The following is a 16700-nucleotide window of genomic DNA, read 5'->3' on the forward strand; positions in this document are numbered from 1 at the left end:
CAGGTGGACCGCGGCACCCTGCGCTCTGCAGGATTCATCACGTTGCTCACGATCGTGTTCCTGGTGACGAACACCGCCGTGGCAGCGGCCGCCGACGGATCCGCGCCCGGTGTAGGCCTGCTGGCACCCCTGGACATCCCCACCCGTGAAGGTGTGCCGCTCTCCAGCTACCAGCTGGAAAGCCACGTGAAAGCCCCTTCTACCAACGACGTCGTGGGGAGTGTGGTCACCGGGACCAGTCCCTTCGATGTCGCCGGGGAGACCCAGCGGCTCATCCTCAGCGGCCTGTTCAACCTGGTGCGGCTGCTGGTCGGGCTGTGCTGCTGGCTGATCGGCTTCATCTTCCGCTTCCCGCTGCTGACGCTCCTCACCGATCCCGCGCAGAACCTCGCAGACGCCTACCAGCGCAACGTCGTCGACACCCTCGGGCTGCCCGCGCTCATGCTGGCCTGGGCGTTCGTGTTCGGACTGATTGCCTTCGTTCGCGGCAAAGTCGGGCAGGGCCTTGGCGAGATCGCCCTGACCCTCCTCATCGCCGGGTTGGCCGCCTCCGCGTTCGTGCGCCCGGACTACCTGCTCGGCCAGGACGGACCGCTCGCCCAGACCCATCGGTCCGCCGTCGAAGTCGCCTCCATCACCACCAACTCCTACTTCGGTACATCGGCCAAAGGCGGGCGGCCCTGCGACAGCGCGGTGGGCCCCGCCCACGATGCGTGCGCCAGCGAACAGGCCGACGGCAAGACGGTCACCACCCCGATCCAGAACGCGCTGACCGACGCCCTGGTCGTCAAGCCGTACATGCTCGTGCAGTACGGGCGGGTCCTGGACCCCAAGAACCCCGACGAAGCCGCCGCCTACAAAGCACACCTGAAGTGGGTCAAGGGCAACGCGCAACCGTCCACGGCCGACGGCGATGAGATCTGCGAGTGGTTGGACCCGGCCTCCGAGAAGCGGTGCCGCGAACACGGCACGAACGAACGGGGATTCCCGGGCCTGGTCAAGGACCTGAACGACGCCGGGGCAGTGGGAAAGACGGCTGCGCTGTATGCGCAGAAGCCGTCGTGGGACCGGGTGTGGGCGGTGATGGCCCTGCTGGTCGCCGTGATCGTCGTCGCGCTGATGATCGTTTCGATGTCGGTGGTCATGCTCGGCGCCCAGGGCGCGGATGCGGCTACCGCGGCGGGCGGGCCGATCGCCTGGGTATGGGCGATGCTGCCGGGCACGAGCCGGATGCTGCTGTGGCGGTGGCTGGGCGTGTTCGTCGTCTCCGCGCTGGTGGCGTTCGTCGCGGCGATGATGCTGCCCATGTTCGGGATCGCCGTGGACGCGCTCCTCGCAGACACCGGCCCCGAAGAGATGATGGAACGTCTCCTTCTGGTGGATGCCCTGGCCGTCGCGTTCCTGGTCCTGCACCGGCGGATCTTGTCCTCGGCCTCCGGGTTCGGGCAGCGCATGGCGACCCGCATGCGGTTCGCGAAGATCGGCGGCAGCCACCTGCGCGGCGACAACTCCGAGTTCGGAGCCTCGCTCGCCATGCACGGCCCCGCCGCCCGGGCCGGCATCGGCGCACTGGGCGGACTCGCTGGCGGATCCTCCGTCGTGCACGGGGCGTTCGGGGCGCGCTTGCGCTCTTTGGGCAGTGTCGCCGCTCTCAGCGACGGCGCTGGTATGCCGTTCTCGCCCGGCCGGCTGATCGGCGACGCTCTGGCTGAAGGAAGGCGGGGTATCGCTCCGCTCGCCGTGGCTCTGCGTGGGGCCCACGCCGCGCTCATCGGCCCGAAGGCCGGACAGCACCCCGCCGCGGCGCAGCTGCACGCCCACGCGGGCACCGGTGCGGGCGGTGGCGAGCTGGTGGTGGACAAGGATTCCGGGCAGGTGCTGCATGACCCGGCGACCGACCGGCCGCTGCTCGGCAGCCGTATCCACACCCGCGCGTCCCGGCTGCGCGGCTACCGCATCACCTCCCGCACCGCACATATCGCCTACGGGGCGACCCTGGGCCTGCCCCGTACCTTGCACAAAGCCCGCTCCAAAGCGACGGAGTACACGCAGGACGCCCGGCAGCAGCTCAGCGTCACCGCCAACCACCTCCGCGAAGACGGCCACGCGTGGGCGCAGGGCGGGCGCGCGGTCCGTGACCGCATCGACCACACCGGGCAGGCCCTGGCCACCACATGGCAGGTTCACGACCCGGCAGGCCACGTCCGTGACACCGCCATCGCCGCCACGATCGCAACCGCACCGCTCGCCGACGCACCCCGACCCGTAGCGCGGACCTCGGTCAGCCGCCCCCTCTCCGGCAGCACGCCCGCTACGCCGGCCACGCGTGCGGGGGGAACCGCCGACCGCCGCGCGAAGGCATCGCGGGACGGAAACACAGCGGCGGGCCGGGCCGCGGCACCCGGGGGGACCACTGCGGGCGGCGGTAGGACGGCGGGCAGCGGCAGGGCTGCGCCGGCCTCGCGCCGACGGCCGCAGCCCTGGCCGAAGCCGATGCCTCGCCCGCAGTCACAGTGTCCTGCACCGAGTGGAGCCCGAAGTGAGGACGAGGCGCGGGCAGCAGAGGAAGCGAACCGGGAACGGCTGCGGCGCATGTTCGAACGGCGCGTGGCCGAGGCCGAGCGCCGACGGCACGAGGGGGGCGCTGAGTCATGAAGCGGTGGAAGAAGCTGGGCTGCCTCGGAGTCCTCCTCATGCTGGCGGCGGCCTGCTGCACCGGGCCCGTTCTGTTGTCGGCGGCTGCCCGGAGCAGGGCCGGCACCCCTGCGAGCGGCGTCGATGCCGCGGCAGCCGGGATCCCCCCCCAGAATGTTCACCGCCTACCTCACTGGCGCCTCCCAGATCGGCGCGCACGTCCCCGGCTGTAAGGGGATGCGTTGGCAGATCCTCGCCGGGATCGCCCGGGTCGAGTCCGACCACGCCGCGGGCCGCCAGGTCTCCTCAGGCGGCGACATCACGCCGCCGATCACAGGCCCCCGACTCGACGGCTCCGGTGCCGGCGGCAACACGACTGCGATCCGGGATACCGACGGCGGCCGCTGGGACGGGGATGCCGCCTTCGAGCGTGCCGTCGGCCCCTTCCAGTTCCTCCCCGAGACCTTCCGCGCCTACGGGAAGGACGGCAACGGCGACGGGGAGATGTCCCCGCACAACGCCGACGACGCCGCCGCATCGGCCGCCGTCTACCTGTGCGGGAACGGCCGCGATCTCACCGTCCGCGAGCAGCTGCGCGCCGCGATCCACACCTACAACCGGTCGTGGGCGTACGTGGACGATGTCTTGTCGGGCATCGACCGCTACGACTCCCTCGGCACCGCTGCGGCCGTCCCGTCGGGGAATGCGGGCACCGTCATCCAGGCCGCCCTCGCCCACCAGGGCGTTCCCTACTCCTGGGGCGGCGGCAACGCTGAGGGGCCCTCCATCGGAATCTGCTGCTCGCCCGACGGTCAGGACGGCCGCACCGTCACCGGCTTCGATTGCTCGGGCCTGACCCTCTATGCCTACGCCAAGGTCGGTATCCGTCTGCCCCGCACCGCCGCCGCCCAGGCGGGGGTGGGCCGGCGGATCCCCGCGTCCGCAGGATTCGGCGCGCTTGCCCCCGGCGACTTGGTGTTCTTCGGCTACAGCCCTACGTCCGATGCCAGCATTCACCACGTCGGGATCTACCTCGGCGACGGAAAAATGATCAACGCTCCCCGGCCGGGCAAGCCGGTGCGCATCGACCCCGTCACCGCGCTGCCCGACTACGCCGGAGGGGCACGCCTCCTATGAACACCACACGGAATGGGCACCGGCTGATCGCCGCCTCCGCCCTGCTGGCCAGTGCCGGAGCCCTCCTGCTGTATGCGGGCCTGCGCCCCCACGCCGACAGCACCCCACCGCTCGGGCAGGACCCCACAGCCGTACGGACGGCGACCTCGCTCGCATCCGTGACGGCGCACGTGGCGAAGGGAGTTGGGGCTATCCGGCCCACTCCGAGGCTGGCGGTCCGAACGGGCGGGCCAACTGGAGTCGATGGGGCCAGCGCTGCCAGTCCCACTTCCAGCGCAGCCACAGCACCGGCCGCGGCATCGGCGACGTCGCCGATGCCGTCCGGGCCCGTGGAGTTGCCGCCGCCCGGCTCAGGCGTGGCCGCGGACCCGATCATCCAGCAGGTCATAGACGCAGCCACCCCACGCGACCTCCCCGCGACCGACGAGGCGCTGCTACTGGGCCAGGGGCGCAGCGCGTGGCTGGCCGAGACGGCCCGGTACACGCAGGTGCGGATCCAGGCCGCGACCGCCCGCCGCGATCCCGGCGCCGGGGCTGTGGTGCAGCTGGTGTGGGCCGGAGCGGACCCCGCCGGCACCTTCGTGGACGGCCGCCCGGCCACCATCCATTTCGCCCAGAACGGAGACGGAACATGGGCCCGAACCTCATGACGTCCGCGGCCGATGCCGTCGACACCGCCAGCAGCATCATGACCGCCTTGGGGGCGGCCGTGACGTGGGTGGCCGCAAACGTGTGGTGGCTGGTGCTGACCTTCTGTGTGGTGCTGGTGGGATGGGAGGCGCTCCAGCAGCGCCTTGCCGCCAAGGCTCTGGCCGAGCGCACGCATGTGGAGTTGGTGCCGACCGCGCAGTTCTCGCCCGGGGAAGAGGATATCTGGCGCCAGGGCATGCAGCTGATCCGCGCGGCCGGGTCAGGACCCTGGTGGACGCCGCGCCGCGCCCGGACGCTTCGGTTGCGCCTGCGGGCCGACGGGAGCCGTCCCCTCACCTACCGGATCGAGGCGCCGGCCGGCGCCCGCGCTCTGCTGTCCCGGTCCCCGTTCGGTCCGCGGGTCACCATCACCCCGGCCGTGCCCGTCGCGGACAAGGGTCGCGCCCATGTCGTGCGGGCGGTCCTGACGCTGCGCGGTAAGCCGGGATCCGGGCTGCGTGAGGTGCCGCTGGAGCCGGACCCCTTGCAGCCGCTGGTCGACGCGGTCGCCGGGCTGCGGGCCGAACTCGGCGACCTCGCCGAGGTGTGCGTCGACCTTTCCCCCGCGCCGCGCTGGCACCTGGCGCTGCGCCGTCAGCAGCTCCTGCGGCAGGCCCGCGCCAGGGCCCGGCGCGAGGCCGCACGCGAAGCGCGGGCGCTGGACTCCGAGTCCGCGGGCAGCCTGGCCGGGCTGCTCGACCCGGCTCAGTGGACTGGCCGGGGCCGGGGCCCGGTCCTCATGCCGCCACGCCCGCAGCACGTCGACCCCGAGCGCGCGGTGGGCAACCTCGCTGAGGGGGCAGGCCTGATGCGGGTGCAGGTCCTGGTGCGATGCGCGTCCGACACCGAGGGCCGTGCCGAGCAGCTCCTGGCACTGGTCAACGCTTCTATGGATGTCTACGCGGGCGCATCCCGCCTCTCCGCCCAGGGCTGGACGGTGGGGCCGGTACGGATCGGGCCGGACGCGTGGCCGTGGCGTGGCCGCTTCGACGAGCAGTGGGCACGCGGGCTGATGCGGCCCGCGCGCAGCGGTTGGGCTCGGATCGAGGAGCTGGCAGGTCTGCTGAAGCCGCCCACCGTGGCCGCGCGGATCCCGGTGTCGGAGGCGCAGATGCCGACGTACGGGCCGGGCGAGGATTTGCTGCCGCAGGGCTGGTACCAGGGAGGTGATGGCCGAGAGCGGCTGCTGGCCACCCGTGAGGATGACACCCTTTTCGAGGTCCAGTCCGGGAAAGCCGGATGGGGCAAGACGATGCGCGCCCAGGTCCACGCCGTTGCCAGCGCCCACAACGGGCGCGGGCTCGCGTTCGTGGACCCGCACGGCGACTCGTTCACCGAGGTCGCCCGCTACCTCGCCCACGACGACGTCATGCGCCGGATCGCGCTATTCGACCTGACCGTATCGGGCGAGGACGAGCTGCTGGCCTGCTGGAACTTGCTGGACATGGCCGGCAGGCAGCACCCGTACGAGGTGGCGGCCGCAGTCCTCGACGCGTTCGCCACCGCCCTGGGCTGGGACGACGTCGCAGCTCCGCGGGCGCTGACCATCCTGACCAAAGCCGTCGAGGCTTTGGTGGCCGTCAACACCGCAGCCGTCGCCGCCGGGAAACCGGAGAGTCAAGCCACCATCTTTCAGGTCCGGCCACTGCTGACCGTCCCGTCCTTCCGCCACCTCGTGCTCAAGGCGTTGGACGAGGAGGCCCGCCGCTGGTGGACAGTGAGCTTCCCCGACCTGCCCAAGGACGGCCTGCTGACCGTCCTCAACCCGCTGGAGCGTCTCGGAGCGAACCCGGTGACGAGGGCCTTCCTGGGCTGCCCGGTCAGCGGGTACGACATCCGCCAGGCCATGGACGAGTCGCACGTCGTGTGGATCTGCCCGCCCGGCACCGGCCCCACCGACCGCATGCTGATCACCCTGATCGTGCGGGACTTCCTGCGGGCCGGCCTGTCCCGACGTGACCTCCCCGAGAGCAAGCGCGCCCCGTTCCGCTTCTACCTGGACGAGCTGATCTCCCTCGACACCGCAGCGTCCACCCTCATTGCCGAGATCACCGAGCAGCTGCGCAAGTTCGGCTGCCGCCTGCACGGCATGACCCAGCTCCTGCACCGCCTGAACCCCGCCACCCGCGCCGCGCTGCTGCAGAACGCCTCCTGTCTGTCGACCACCGCCGGCTCGGCCGAGGCGATCACCCAGATCACCAGCCAGTGGCCCGGCACCCAGGTCACCGCCGAGGACGTCGCCGCACTGGACCGGTGGCAGCACTACGCCTCCTTCACCGTCGCCGGCACCCAAGTCGGGCCCCTGCGCGTCCGCGGCCCCGAACTGAAAGAAGTGTTCGCCACCCTTGCCCGCCCAGCCCGGACCGATGCCCTGCAGCAGGCCGCACTACGAAACGCCGGCGCCCGGCCGCTGTCCGAGCTCACCGCCCTCGCCCTCGCACAGGAAAAGACGGTCAGCAGCTTCCTCACCGGCCTCACTCCCCCGACCACCGACGACACCGAGGAGCAGTTCGCATGACCAGCCCCACCGTGATCCAGCCCGACACCAGCGACACCTACGCCCACCAGGCCCTCGCTCTGATCGCCCAGCACCGCCTGCTGGCCACCACCCAGATCCACCAGATGCTCATGCCCCACACCCCGCCCCGAAAAGTACACAAGGTCCTCATGCCCCTGCGCGCCGAAGGCCTGATCGCTCACACCGTCCTCGGCGGCCGCAGCGGCCTGCAGGCCCACTTCCTCACTCCGGCCGGCATCCAGGCTGTCAGCGACTGGCCCGAACTCCGCGGCCGCAACGCCGACCCCATCACCTCACCCACCGCGGCCGCCCTGCGTTCCGCGCATACCCTCACCGGCGTCCGCGCCCACCTCGCCTTCCTCACCGACGCCCGAACCCGCCAGGACGAGTACCAACCACTGGACTGGGCGCCAGAGGTCACCCACCGCCTCCCCGACACCGGCGGTGAGGACCGCCTCGTCGCGGACGCCGTCTTCCACTACACCGCCCATCGCCCCCGCCGGGTCCACTACCGGGCCTTCGTGGAAATCGACCGCACGACCATGAGCAGCGAACGCCTGGCCCGCAAGCTCATCACCTACGCACGCCTCTACGACTACACACCCCAACAGGCCGGACGCCGCCAGACCGTCGCCGACCAGGCAGCCACCTTCGCCTGGCAGCGCTTCTACCCGCGCTTCCCCCGCGTCCTGTTCATCCTCACCGGCGCCTCCCCCACCACCCTCGCCAACCGCATCCTTGACCTGCGTCGCATGACCACCGACCACGAACTCGTCACCCGCCTCGCCGCCCGCGTCCCCCTCGGCGCCGCCGTCCTCGAGGACCTCGAAGAACACGGACCGAGCGCCCCGGTGTGGACGCCGCTTGCCGGTGACGCCGAACGCCGCGGCTGGATGCAGTTGTGAGCGGCCACCCCGTGCGGCAGAGGGGTCTGTCCGCCGAGGAGGCCGCCGACTGGCAGGAGTGCCAGAGCGACCACAGCGGCCTCATGGCCCAGCTCGCCGACCGCGAAGCCCAGATGGAAACCGGCCTCATCGACGACTATGACGCCTACCAGTTCACCTGGGATGAAGAGGACCCAATCCCGTCTCAGCTTTCGGCACAGCCTCCCGCCCCAAGTGCAGCTGCACGGCTACACGCGACCACGCGGCCGGGCCTCCCGACGGACGACGGTTCAGAGCCTCCGTCCTGAACCCATCCCCGTCCGGGACAGCCACCTACCCGGTGCCATCGGTGGCTGGTGAGTGAACCGGCTCCCGATCGTGACCCGCCCGGACGCTACTGGTGAGAAAACCGGTGACCACCACAAGGAAGCATTACCGGTAGCAAAGAATTAGCCAGAAAGGATAGTTCCAGCCATGACCCGCCAGAGCCTGCCGATGACCGCCCCGTCCCGGCCATGCGGGATGAAAGCCGCACCTCAGACGCGTACGGACATATGACCAGCCCACATTCCGGTACAAGCGTGACGTTCGATCGACTGCGCCCCAAGAACCCAATAGAACCTGCGTCGTTGACATCGTAGGGTGCCCTGTATCAGGCGAGGGGGACAGCACCCAAGAACGTTGCATCAGCTATTTTCCTGCTGCCTCGCGGCCTGGGAAATACGGCACGGCGCACCCACCGACGAGTGACTACCGGGGAGACCTCCGTGACAACGCCACGACAGCACCACACCCGAACCACTCACCACCGGCTGCTCGCGGCCGCCACCATCACTGCGGCCATCGCCGCCCTGATCCTTGGCTGCACCACGGACGTCAAGGATGAGAAGAACACGCTGCCTGCCAGCGCTTCCCCCTCCCCCTCAGTGGTGGCGCCCACCCCGTCGGCCGACCCGTTGGAGGCCGACAGGGCGGAGGTCCGGGCGGCCTATGACCGGTACTGGGGCGTTCTCACCGACGCCTACGCGAAGTCGGACTCAACAGGTACAGCCCTGAAGGACGTGGCTTCCGGGTCCGCGTACGCACAGAACGAAAAGGATCTGGCGAGCCTGCGCCGGGTCGGCCAAGTCATCACGGGCAAGGTTCAGCATTCGAACACGGCCGTGGACTTCAAGGACGGCCAAAAGTTGAAAACTGCCGTGATCACAGACTGCGTGGACATCACCCAGTGGAAGTCCGTCGAACAGAAGACAGGCAACGAGGTCGCCCTGCCCCCGGAGCGACTCCTTCGGTACATCACCACGCTGACCGCCGAAAAGTGGCCGAACGGTTGGGTGGTCATCGAGGAGAAGATTCAGGACCAGGCATGCTGAGAAGCGGCGCCGCCACACTGGGCGGTCTCGCTTTAATCGTAGCCATCGCTCCGTCGGCCAGCGCTGATGGCGAAACAGGGGCGAGCGGCTGCGCGAGCATGCGCGTCTGTGTCGAGGTGGACATCCCAGAGAAGCCGGGCGGCAGTACGGGGCCCGGCCCCTCCGGCAACGGCAACGGCAACGGCAGTAGCAAGAGCGATCCGTTGATCGATGGGACGTCGTGCGAAATTCGGCGTCTGAAACCCCAGCCCCCTGCGGGGAGCGCTCTGTGGGAGGGACACGAGCCCGGTGACGGGGCGGTCTACGTCAACACCTGCGCGGGGGGCCTCGGAACGGCCAACATTGACACCATCGGGGGCGCATTCTGGTCGAAAAGCGCTCCCGCACCTGCCGTGGACCCGGCCGTGCTCGCGCGGCGCGCGGTGGACAGCATGCTCCTTGAAGGCCCGGTGGTCGCCAGTCCGAGGCCAGAGGGCCAGTACACAGTCGGTGTGCCGATGTGGCTGTGGGTAAGCCAGAGCCCGACCACGTGGGGACCGAACACCGCGTCAGCGTCAGCCGGCGGGATCACGGTAACGGCGACGGCCAAGGTGTCGTCCGTCATGTGGGACATGGGGGACGGTGCCCGCATAACGTGCTCGGGCCCCGGCACTCCGTACACCCCCGGCCGCGGGATGACGCCCTCCCCCGACTGCGGTCACCTCTACCGCGCAACGTCCGCTGGCCAGACCGGCAGCGCATACAAGGGCACCGCGACGTCCACGTGGACCGTGGATTGGATGGTTACCGGTGGCGGCCGGACTGGTCAGCTCACCGAGGTCCGCCAGTCGGCGTTCACCGTCTCGGTGGGCGAGGTCCAAGTGGTCGGGCAGTAGCGGCCCGGGCCGCCCACGCACCCTTCCCCCTTCTGTCTGGAGGCAAAGCACGTGAGTAGCACCACCACGCCCGCGACATCGGGCCGTGCCGCCGTACCCGGGCCCGGCGGACCCGGAGGCCAGCCGGCAGCAGCCCCCCGGGTTGTGCGTCAGCGGCGTCGGCGCCCCGGGCTAATCGCTCTGTCCGTTGCGCTGATCGCCGCCGGCGGCCTGTCCGGGGCACTGCTCTTCACCGCGTCCGGGCAGCGGACCGCCGTGCTGGTCGTGGCCCGTGACGTGCCGGTTGGAGCGGCTATCACGGACGCAGATCTGGCCCCGGCGTCGCTCGCCCTGGACCCGGCCGTCAAGGCCGTGCCGGTGACGAAGAAGGCGGGCATGGTCGGGCAGCGGGCCGCGGTGGCGCTGGAGACGGGTTCGCTGCTCTCTCCCGGACAGGTCACTTCCGAGTCGCTGGTCAAGGCGAGTGAGCAGCTAGTGGGCGTGGCGCTCAAGCCGTCGCAGCTTCCTGCGAGTCGTCTCGCGCCCGGGCAGAAGGTGCTAATCGTGTCGACGCCGGATCCGGCCCAGGCGACTGGGGGCGGGAAGCCGGGTGACGTGGCCGGGGCACCGAAGACGCTGGCCGCGACGGTGGTTGCCGTTGGTCAGCCGGCTCCAGCGACGGGTGTTGTGGTGGTGGATGTGGCTGTGCCAGCCGCTGACGGTCCCACGCTGGCCGCGCGGGTGGCGACGGGTGCGGTCGCCCTGATCCTGGCGCCGCAGGAGGGCAGCTGATGGCCGTCATCGCGCTGGCCGGGGGCCTGGGCGCGCCGGGAGTGACCACGGCGGCGATGGCTCTGCTGATGACGTGGCCGCTGGCGGAGGGGCAGCGGGTGGTGCTGGCCGAGGCCGATCCGGACGGCGGTGCGATCCTGCCGGGGGCTCTGCAGGGGACGTTGGACAGTTCCCGCGGGATGCGGAATCTCGCGGTGGCGGGACGCCAGGGTCAACTCGGTGAGGCGTTCTGGCGTCAGCTGGTCGATGTCACCGACGAGGGGACCCGCGACCGTCTGGTGCTGCCTGGTCTCTACGATCCGGGGCACGCCTCCACGATGGAACCGGTGTGGAAGCCGCTCGCGAACATGTTCGCCGGGATCGAGGCGCACCAGCACGACGTCCTGGTGGACCTGGGGCGGCGCGGCGCGTTCGGAGCGTCCGCGGTCCTCGCCCAGCGGGCGGACGTCGTCCTGATGCTGGCCCGTACAACCCTGCGCAGCCTGCAGAGTGCGCAGGTGCGCCTGAATGCGCTGCGCGAATTCCTCGGCGGGGGCGCCGAGCTGGGCCTGCTCCTCGTGGACGAGGGACCGTTCTCCAAGGAGGAAGTCCGCCGGACGCTGGAAGTCCCGGTCACGGCAGTGCTGCCGTGGCGGCCCAAGGAGGCCAAGGTGCTGTCCGACGGGGCGGAGCAACCCCGCAAATTCGAGTCCAGCGAGCTGATGCGCTCCGCGCGTTCGGCGGCGGTGCGGGTGCAGGAGCTGGTAGCGGTCCGCCGCTCACGCCTTGCCCTCCCCTCTCCCACTACGCGGATGGTGGCCGATGCGCGCTAACCCCCTGCACCACAATCCTCACGTAGCCGTGGGCGCGCCGCTTCAGGCCCGCCTGCCCCGCCCCGGTCTCGCACGCTCCCCCGGCGGTACAGGGCCGGCGGATCTCGGCACGCCGTCCGCGGTCGGGGCCGCGATGACGCCGGTCGTATCGGGTGGGGTGCAGGTGGACTACGCGTCGGTGCGGCTGATCAAGAAGGAGGTCGGGGAGCGGTTAAGCGATCTGTTGCGGGCGCGGCCGGGGATGAACGCGGCTGCGCAGGAGCAGCAGGGCCGGCATTTGATCAATGAGCAGGTGGCGGTGTGGTCGGATGCCGAGGCGGTCAAGCGTGGGGTTGCGACGAGTCCGGCGGAGGACGCGGCGATCGCGCAGGCCGTTTTCGATCTGCAGTTCCGAGCCGGGCGTCTGCAGCAGTACCTGGACAACGCGCTGGTGGAGAACATCTTCATCAACGGCTTCCAGGATGTGTGGCTGGACTTCACCGACGGCCGCCGCCTCCGGGTAGCGCCGGTCGCCAACTCCGATGAAGAGCTGCGTGAGCTCCTTAGGGATCTCGCGCGGCGCACCACGGGCCAGGCGGAGCGGAGCCTTTCGACCGCCGATCCGTTCCTGGCGCTGCGTCTGTCGGACGGGTCCCGTCTGCAGGCGGTCATCGACGTCACGCCGGGCACCTATGTGACGATCCGCCGGCACAGCATGCGTCACGCGGACCTGCCCGACCTGGTCGAGCGGGGGATGCTCGACACCACGCTGGAGCAGTTCCTGCGCGCGTGCGTGCGGGCGGAGAAGAACGTGATGGTGGTCGGCGCTCAGGCCGCCGGTAAGACGACCCTGCTGCGCGCACTGCTGAAAGAGATCGACCCCGACGAGCGGTTCGCCACGCTCGAGACTGAGTACGAGCTGTTCGCCCACGAGAACGGGCACCACCGCCAAGTCGTGCCGATGGAGGCACGCGAGTCCAACGGCGAGATGGTCGCAGGGCAGGCCGCAGGTGAGATCACGCTGATGGATCTGATGTATCGGGCGCTGCGGATGACGCTGACGCGGATCGTGGTGGGTGAGGTCCGCGGGCCGGAGATTGCGGCGATGCTCCAGGCGATGACGAACGGCGCGGGCGGCAACTTGTGCACCCTGCACGCCATTCACCCGTCGGTGGTGTTTGACCGGATCGCCGAGCTGTACCTGCTGGCCCAGGCCAACATGTCCGAGGCCCTGGCTTACCGGCAGGCGGCGAACGGGCTGCACTTCATCGTGTTCGTCTCCTCGATCGACGAGACGAAGATCGGTGGGCACCGGCACCGGTTCGTCTCCCATGTCCTGGAGGTCACCGGCATCGGGGAGGGCGGCCGCCCCGAGACGAATACGATCTTCGGGCCCCGGCAGGAGTGGGGTGAGCACCGGGCGGTGCCGCTCATGCACCCTCGCTGCATCAACGACCTGCGCCGCGCTGGCTTCGATGCCGTTCTCCTCAACGACCCGGCAGGTGCGTGGAGCGCCCCCCTGCCGCTGCTGATCGATGAGGGAGCGGGGCTGTGACGACGCTGCTGATGTGGGTGCTCGCAGGCCTCGCGCTTGCGGGCGGTCTGGTGGGGCTCTGGGTCGGGGTGGTGGGGACGACGGCGCCGAAGGGGCCGACGCTCGCGGCCCGGCTGCGCGCGGGACGTCAGCTGGCCGGGCGGGATCAGCGGATGGCCCGCCGTACCCGCCTGGCCGCAGGCGCCCTGGCAGGGGTGCTGCTGTGGCTGGTGACCAGGGTGTTCGTCGCCGGAGCGCTGGTGTTTATGGCGGTGGTGGGGGTGCCGTGGCTGCTCGCGCCGACGAAATCGGCGACCACGCGGATCGGGAAGCTGGAGGCGCTCGGCGACTGGACCCAGCGCCTGGCCAACATCCTGCGCCTGGGCCGAGGCCTGGACGAAGCCCTGCAAGTCTCCCGCAAGGGCTGCCCCCACGAGATCGCCGCCGAAGTCGGCGACCTCGCCGACCGTCTCCACGTCGGCTGGCGGCCGACCGACGCATTGCGCCTGTTCGGTGACGCGCTGGACGACGTCACCGCGGACAAAGTGGTCGCCGCCCTCATCTTGTCCGCCGCCGACCGCGGCCCCGGCCTCGCCCAGGCACTGGGGGACCTCGCCGAGTCGGTACATGAAGAGGTCTCCCGCAGGCGGTCGATCGAAGCGGACCGGGCCAAGCCTCGCACCACGATGCGGTGGATGACCATCATCACCCTCGCAGTCGTCGGCGCCGGCTTCCTCATCCCCTCCTACACCGCCCCCTACGGCACGTTGATCGGGCAGCTGGTCCTGGCCGTCCTGGCCGCCGGGTTCATCGGCGTCCTCGCCCTGATGCGGCAGATCGCCGACACCAAACCCGTCCCCCGCTTCCTGGTCCCCGACCCCCGCAGCGCCGTCACCCCCGCGGGGCCCACCGACGCCGAGAGCGTGGAGATGCCCGCATGATTCCCCTCGCCGCCGTCCTGTCCGGTGCGTCTATCGGCGCCGGCGCCGCGCTGCTCATCGTTGAGGTCCTGCGCCCCGCGCCCGCCCTCGGCCCGGCCCTGCGCCGCCTGAACGAACCCGCCCCGCTGCGCACGGAAGAAGAAGCCGTCAACCGGGATGAGCAGTGGGGCCGGTGGCTGGTCGAGCACCTCGCCGACGTTCCGGGCGTGCGGATCCCACACAAGGACCTCGCCCTCACCGGCACCACCCCGGCGAAGTTCCTGCTGACGAAGGTCGCATTGGCCGGCGGCGGGCTCCTTCTCCCGCCACTATCGACGATCCCGCTCCTGCTGCTGGGCGTGCCGCTCTACCTGCCAGTGGTCGTCGGACTGCTGGCCGCGGTCCTGCTCTGGTTCACTCCCGATCTCGCGCTGCGTGACAAGGCCAAACGGGCACGGGCGGAGTTCGCGCACGCCATGGCCGCCTACCTCGATCTCGTCGCGTTGCGCCGGGCAGGGAACGTCTCCGCGGAGCAGGCCATGGAGCAGGCAGCGCAGACCGGTCACGGTTGGGCGTTCGTGCGGATCCAGCAGGCACTGGCGCGCTCGCGGGTCGACAAGGTCCCGCACTGGGAGTCACTGGCTCGCCTGACCGCCGAACTCGACCTGCCTGTCTTGGACGACCTCGCCGCGATCATGCGGCAGTCCGCCGACGACGGCGCCTCCGTCTACGCCACCTTGCGCTCACGTGCCAAGAACCTGCGTAGCGAGCTTCTCGCCGCGCAGGCGGCGGAAGCGAACGCCGACAGCGAGAAGATGACCGCCCCCGGCGCTCTCCTCGCAGTCCTGGTGATGCTCCTGATCGCGTTCCCTGCCGTCATCCGCATGCTCAACACCTGACCCGTACATCCAAGGGAGTTTTCGAACATGACCAAACACGCCATCCGGCTGTCGATCGCCCTGAAGTCGCGCTGGGAGGACATCAAGAAGCACAGCGGCAAGGACCGGGGGGACATCTCCATCACCACGGTCATCATCTGGGTCGCCGTCGTCGCCGGGGCCCTCGCCATCGCCGGGACACTCGGCGTCGTCATCACCAAGTACAACGGCAAGCTGTCCGGGATCTGAGCCCCCTACAGCGCAGGACACACAAGAAGGGGGCGCAGCGTAGTGGCACGTAGGGCGCGAAGCCGTCCCAACTGGTGGTCGGACCTGGGCCGGCTGGGCGACCGGGGGGAGTCATCCATCCAGATGGCGATCGTCTTTCCCTTCGTCATCCTGGTCACCGTCGCCGTGGTGCAGGCCGCCATGTGGGTCTACGCCCGCAGTATCGCCCTGACCGCCGCGCGCGAGGGTGTCGCCGCCGCACGCACGTACCAGTCACCAGAAGGCGCGGGAGCCGCCCGGGCCCGCGAAACCCTCGGCCGGATCGCGGGCGACAGCCTCACCGGTAGCACGGTCAGCACGTCAGGCAGCACCGCCACCGACGTACGGGTCACCGTCACCGGCCACGCCCCCTCCCTCATCCCCGGGGTTTGGGGTCTCTCCGTATCCCAGTCCGCTGGGGCGCCCCGTGAACGGTGGACCACGCCATGACCCGCACATGCCTGCCGTCGCGGGCGGCCCGGAGGCTCGCCGCTGCCCACGAGGACCGGGGCAGCGAGGCCATCGCGGCCGCCATCGTCACCCCGCTGCTTCTGATGCTGCTGTGCCTGGCCATCGCCGGCGGGCGGATCGTCACCTCCGGCGCGAAAGTCGACGCCGCCGCCGAGGACGCGGCCCGCGCCGCATCCATCTCACGCACCTACGCCAGCGCCCAAACCGAGGCTGCGGCCGCGGCCGCCCGCTCCCTGAACGACCAGGGCATCCAGTGCGCGTCGACCTCCACGAGCATCGACTCCTCGGGGCTCGCCGTCCCGCTCGGCCAGGTTGGCACCGTCACCGTCACCGTCTCCTGCACCGTGCCGCTCGCCGACCTGCTGCTGGCTGGCGTACCGGGAAACAAGACCATGACCAGCTCCTTCACCTCGGTGGTGGACGCCTACCGATCCCGGGAGGGCTGACCATGCCCCAGCCACCCCACCCCCAAGCCAATGAGCAGCGCGGCGAGCGACCAGAGGAACAGCTTCGCCAGCCGTCAGCGCGGCGGCGGGAGCGGTTTCGCCGGGATGACGGCGGGATCGCCGTCTACACCGCGATCTGCACCATCGCCCTGCTCGGCATCATCGGCCTGGCCATCGACGGCGGTGGCAAGCTCCGCGCCACCGAGCGTGCTGACGCCGTCGCCATGGAGGCCGCCCGCGCGGCCGGGCAGGCCATCGACCCGGCAGCCGCGGTCACCGGCGATGGAGTGCGCGCGGATCCCGACGCAGCTCAAGCCGCCGCCTACGCCTACCTTGTGCGGGCCGGGCACCAGGGCAGCGTCACCCTGTCCGCGGACCGCACCCAGCTGACCGTCACCGTCAACGGCACCTACCCCACCACGTTCCTGTCGGTGGTGGGGATCGGCTCGATGAGCGTCAGCGGCCACGGATCGGCCCGCCTCCTCCACGGCGTCACCGCACCCCAATGAGC

Annotated in this window: 15 protein-coding genes; all 15 read left to right on the plus strand. The window is 70.5% G+C overall.

The window, feature by feature from the left end:
- The first annotated feature begins 42 nt into the window (after positions 1–42).
- The 15 genes from BGK67_RS01170 (at position 43) to BGK67_RS01250 (ending at position 16698) form a co-directional block, all read left to right on the plus strand.
- Positions 43–2655, plus strand: coding sequence for a hypothetical protein (locus BGK67_RS01170; RefSeq protein WP_141753976.1), 2613 nt, complete (start codon positions 43–45; stop codon positions 2653–2655).
- Positions 2656–2808: 153 nt separating this feature from the next.
- Complete coding sequence (locus tag BGK67_RS01175; RefSeq protein ID WP_244291075.1) at positions 2809–3771, plus strand: C40 family peptidase; 963 nt, start codon at positions 2809–2811, stop codon at positions 3769–3771.
- Positions 3772–4100: 329 nt separating this feature from the next.
- Positions 4101–4421 carry a hypothetical protein gene (locus tag BGK67_RS01180; protein WP_141753977.1) on the plus strand — a complete coding sequence of 107 codons (321 nt, stop codon included), beginning with the start codon at positions 4101–4103 and terminating at the stop codon, positions 4419–4421.
- Entirely contained in the window at positions 4403–6979 is a 2577-nt protein-coding gene (locus BGK67_RS01185; RefSeq protein WP_069918120.1) for a hypothetical protein, read from the plus strand. The genes BGK67_RS01180 and BGK67_RS01185 overlap by 19 nt, the downstream gene beginning before the upstream one ends.
- Positions 6976–7884 carry a replication-relaxation family protein gene (locus BGK67_RS01190; protein ID WP_069918121.1) on the plus strand — a complete coding sequence of 303 codons (909 nt, stop codon included), beginning with the start codon at positions 6976–6978 and terminating at the stop codon, positions 7882–7884. Before BGK67_RS01185 ends, BGK67_RS01190 begins: the two co-directional genes overlap by 4 nt.
- 746 nt (positions 7885–8630) lie before the next feature.
- Entirely contained in the window at positions 8631–9236 is a 606-nt protein-coding gene (locus BGK67_RS01200) for a hypothetical protein (RefSeq protein ID WP_069918123.1), read from the plus strand.
- 1019 nt (positions 9237–10255) lie between these two features.
- Entirely contained in the window at positions 10256–10882 is a 627-nt protein-coding gene (locus BGK67_RS01210) for an SAF domain-containing protein (RefSeq protein WP_244291076.1), read from the plus strand.
- On the plus strand, positions 10882–11694 hold the full coding sequence (locus tag BGK67_RS01215) for a CpaE/TadZ family protein (protein ID WP_069918126.1): 813 nt from the start codon (positions 10882–10884) through the stop codon (positions 11692–11694). Before BGK67_RS01210 ends, BGK67_RS01215 begins: the two co-directional genes overlap by 1 nt.
- Positions 11695–11827: 133 nt before the next feature.
- Positions 11828–13228, plus strand: coding sequence for a TadA family conjugal transfer-associated ATPase (locus tag BGK67_RS01220; protein ID WP_069918127.1), 1401 nt, complete (start codon positions 11828–11830; stop codon positions 13226–13228).
- An 11-nt stretch (positions 13229–13239) separates the two neighbouring features.
- Positions 13240–14148 carry a type II secretion system F family protein gene (locus BGK67_RS01225; protein ID WP_069923528.1) on the plus strand — a complete coding sequence of 303 codons (909 nt, stop codon included), beginning with the start codon at positions 13240–13242 and terminating at the stop codon, positions 14146–14148.
- On the plus strand, positions 14145–15026 hold the full coding sequence (locus BGK67_RS01230) for a type II secretion system F family protein (protein ID WP_069918128.1): 882 nt from the start codon (positions 14145–14147) through the stop codon (positions 15024–15026). The genes BGK67_RS01225 and BGK67_RS01230 overlap by 4 nt, the downstream gene beginning before the upstream one ends.
- A 27-nt stretch (positions 15027–15053) precedes the next feature.
- Positions 15054–15254 (plus strand): hypothetical protein, encoded by a 201-nt coding sequence (locus BGK67_RS01235; protein WP_069918129.1) that lies wholly within the window; start codon positions 15054–15056, stop codon positions 15252–15254.
- Between the two features lie 84 nt (positions 15255–15338).
- A complete protein-coding gene (locus BGK67_RS01240) occupies positions 15339–15722 on the plus strand; it encodes a TadE/TadG family type IV pilus assembly protein (RefSeq protein WP_347878447.1) in 384 nt (127 codons plus the stop codon).
- Complete coding sequence (locus BGK67_RS01245) at positions 15719–16189, plus strand: TadE/TadG family type IV pilus assembly protein (RefSeq protein WP_069918131.1); 471 nt, start codon at positions 15719–15721, stop codon at positions 16187–16189. Before BGK67_RS01240 ends, BGK67_RS01245 begins: the two co-directional genes overlap by 4 nt.
- Positions 16190–16191: 2 nt before the next feature.
- Positions 16192–16698, plus strand: a complete 507-nt coding sequence (locus tag BGK67_RS01250) for a pilus assembly protein TadG-related protein (protein ID WP_244291077.1) — start codon at positions 16192–16194, stop codon at positions 16696–16698.
- Positions 16699–16700 lie beyond the last annotated feature (2 nt).

Source organism: Streptomyces subrutilus (assembly GCF_001746425.1).
GTDB lineage: Bacteria > Actinomycetota > Actinomycetes > Streptomycetales > Streptomycetaceae > Streptomyces > Streptomyces subrutilus_A.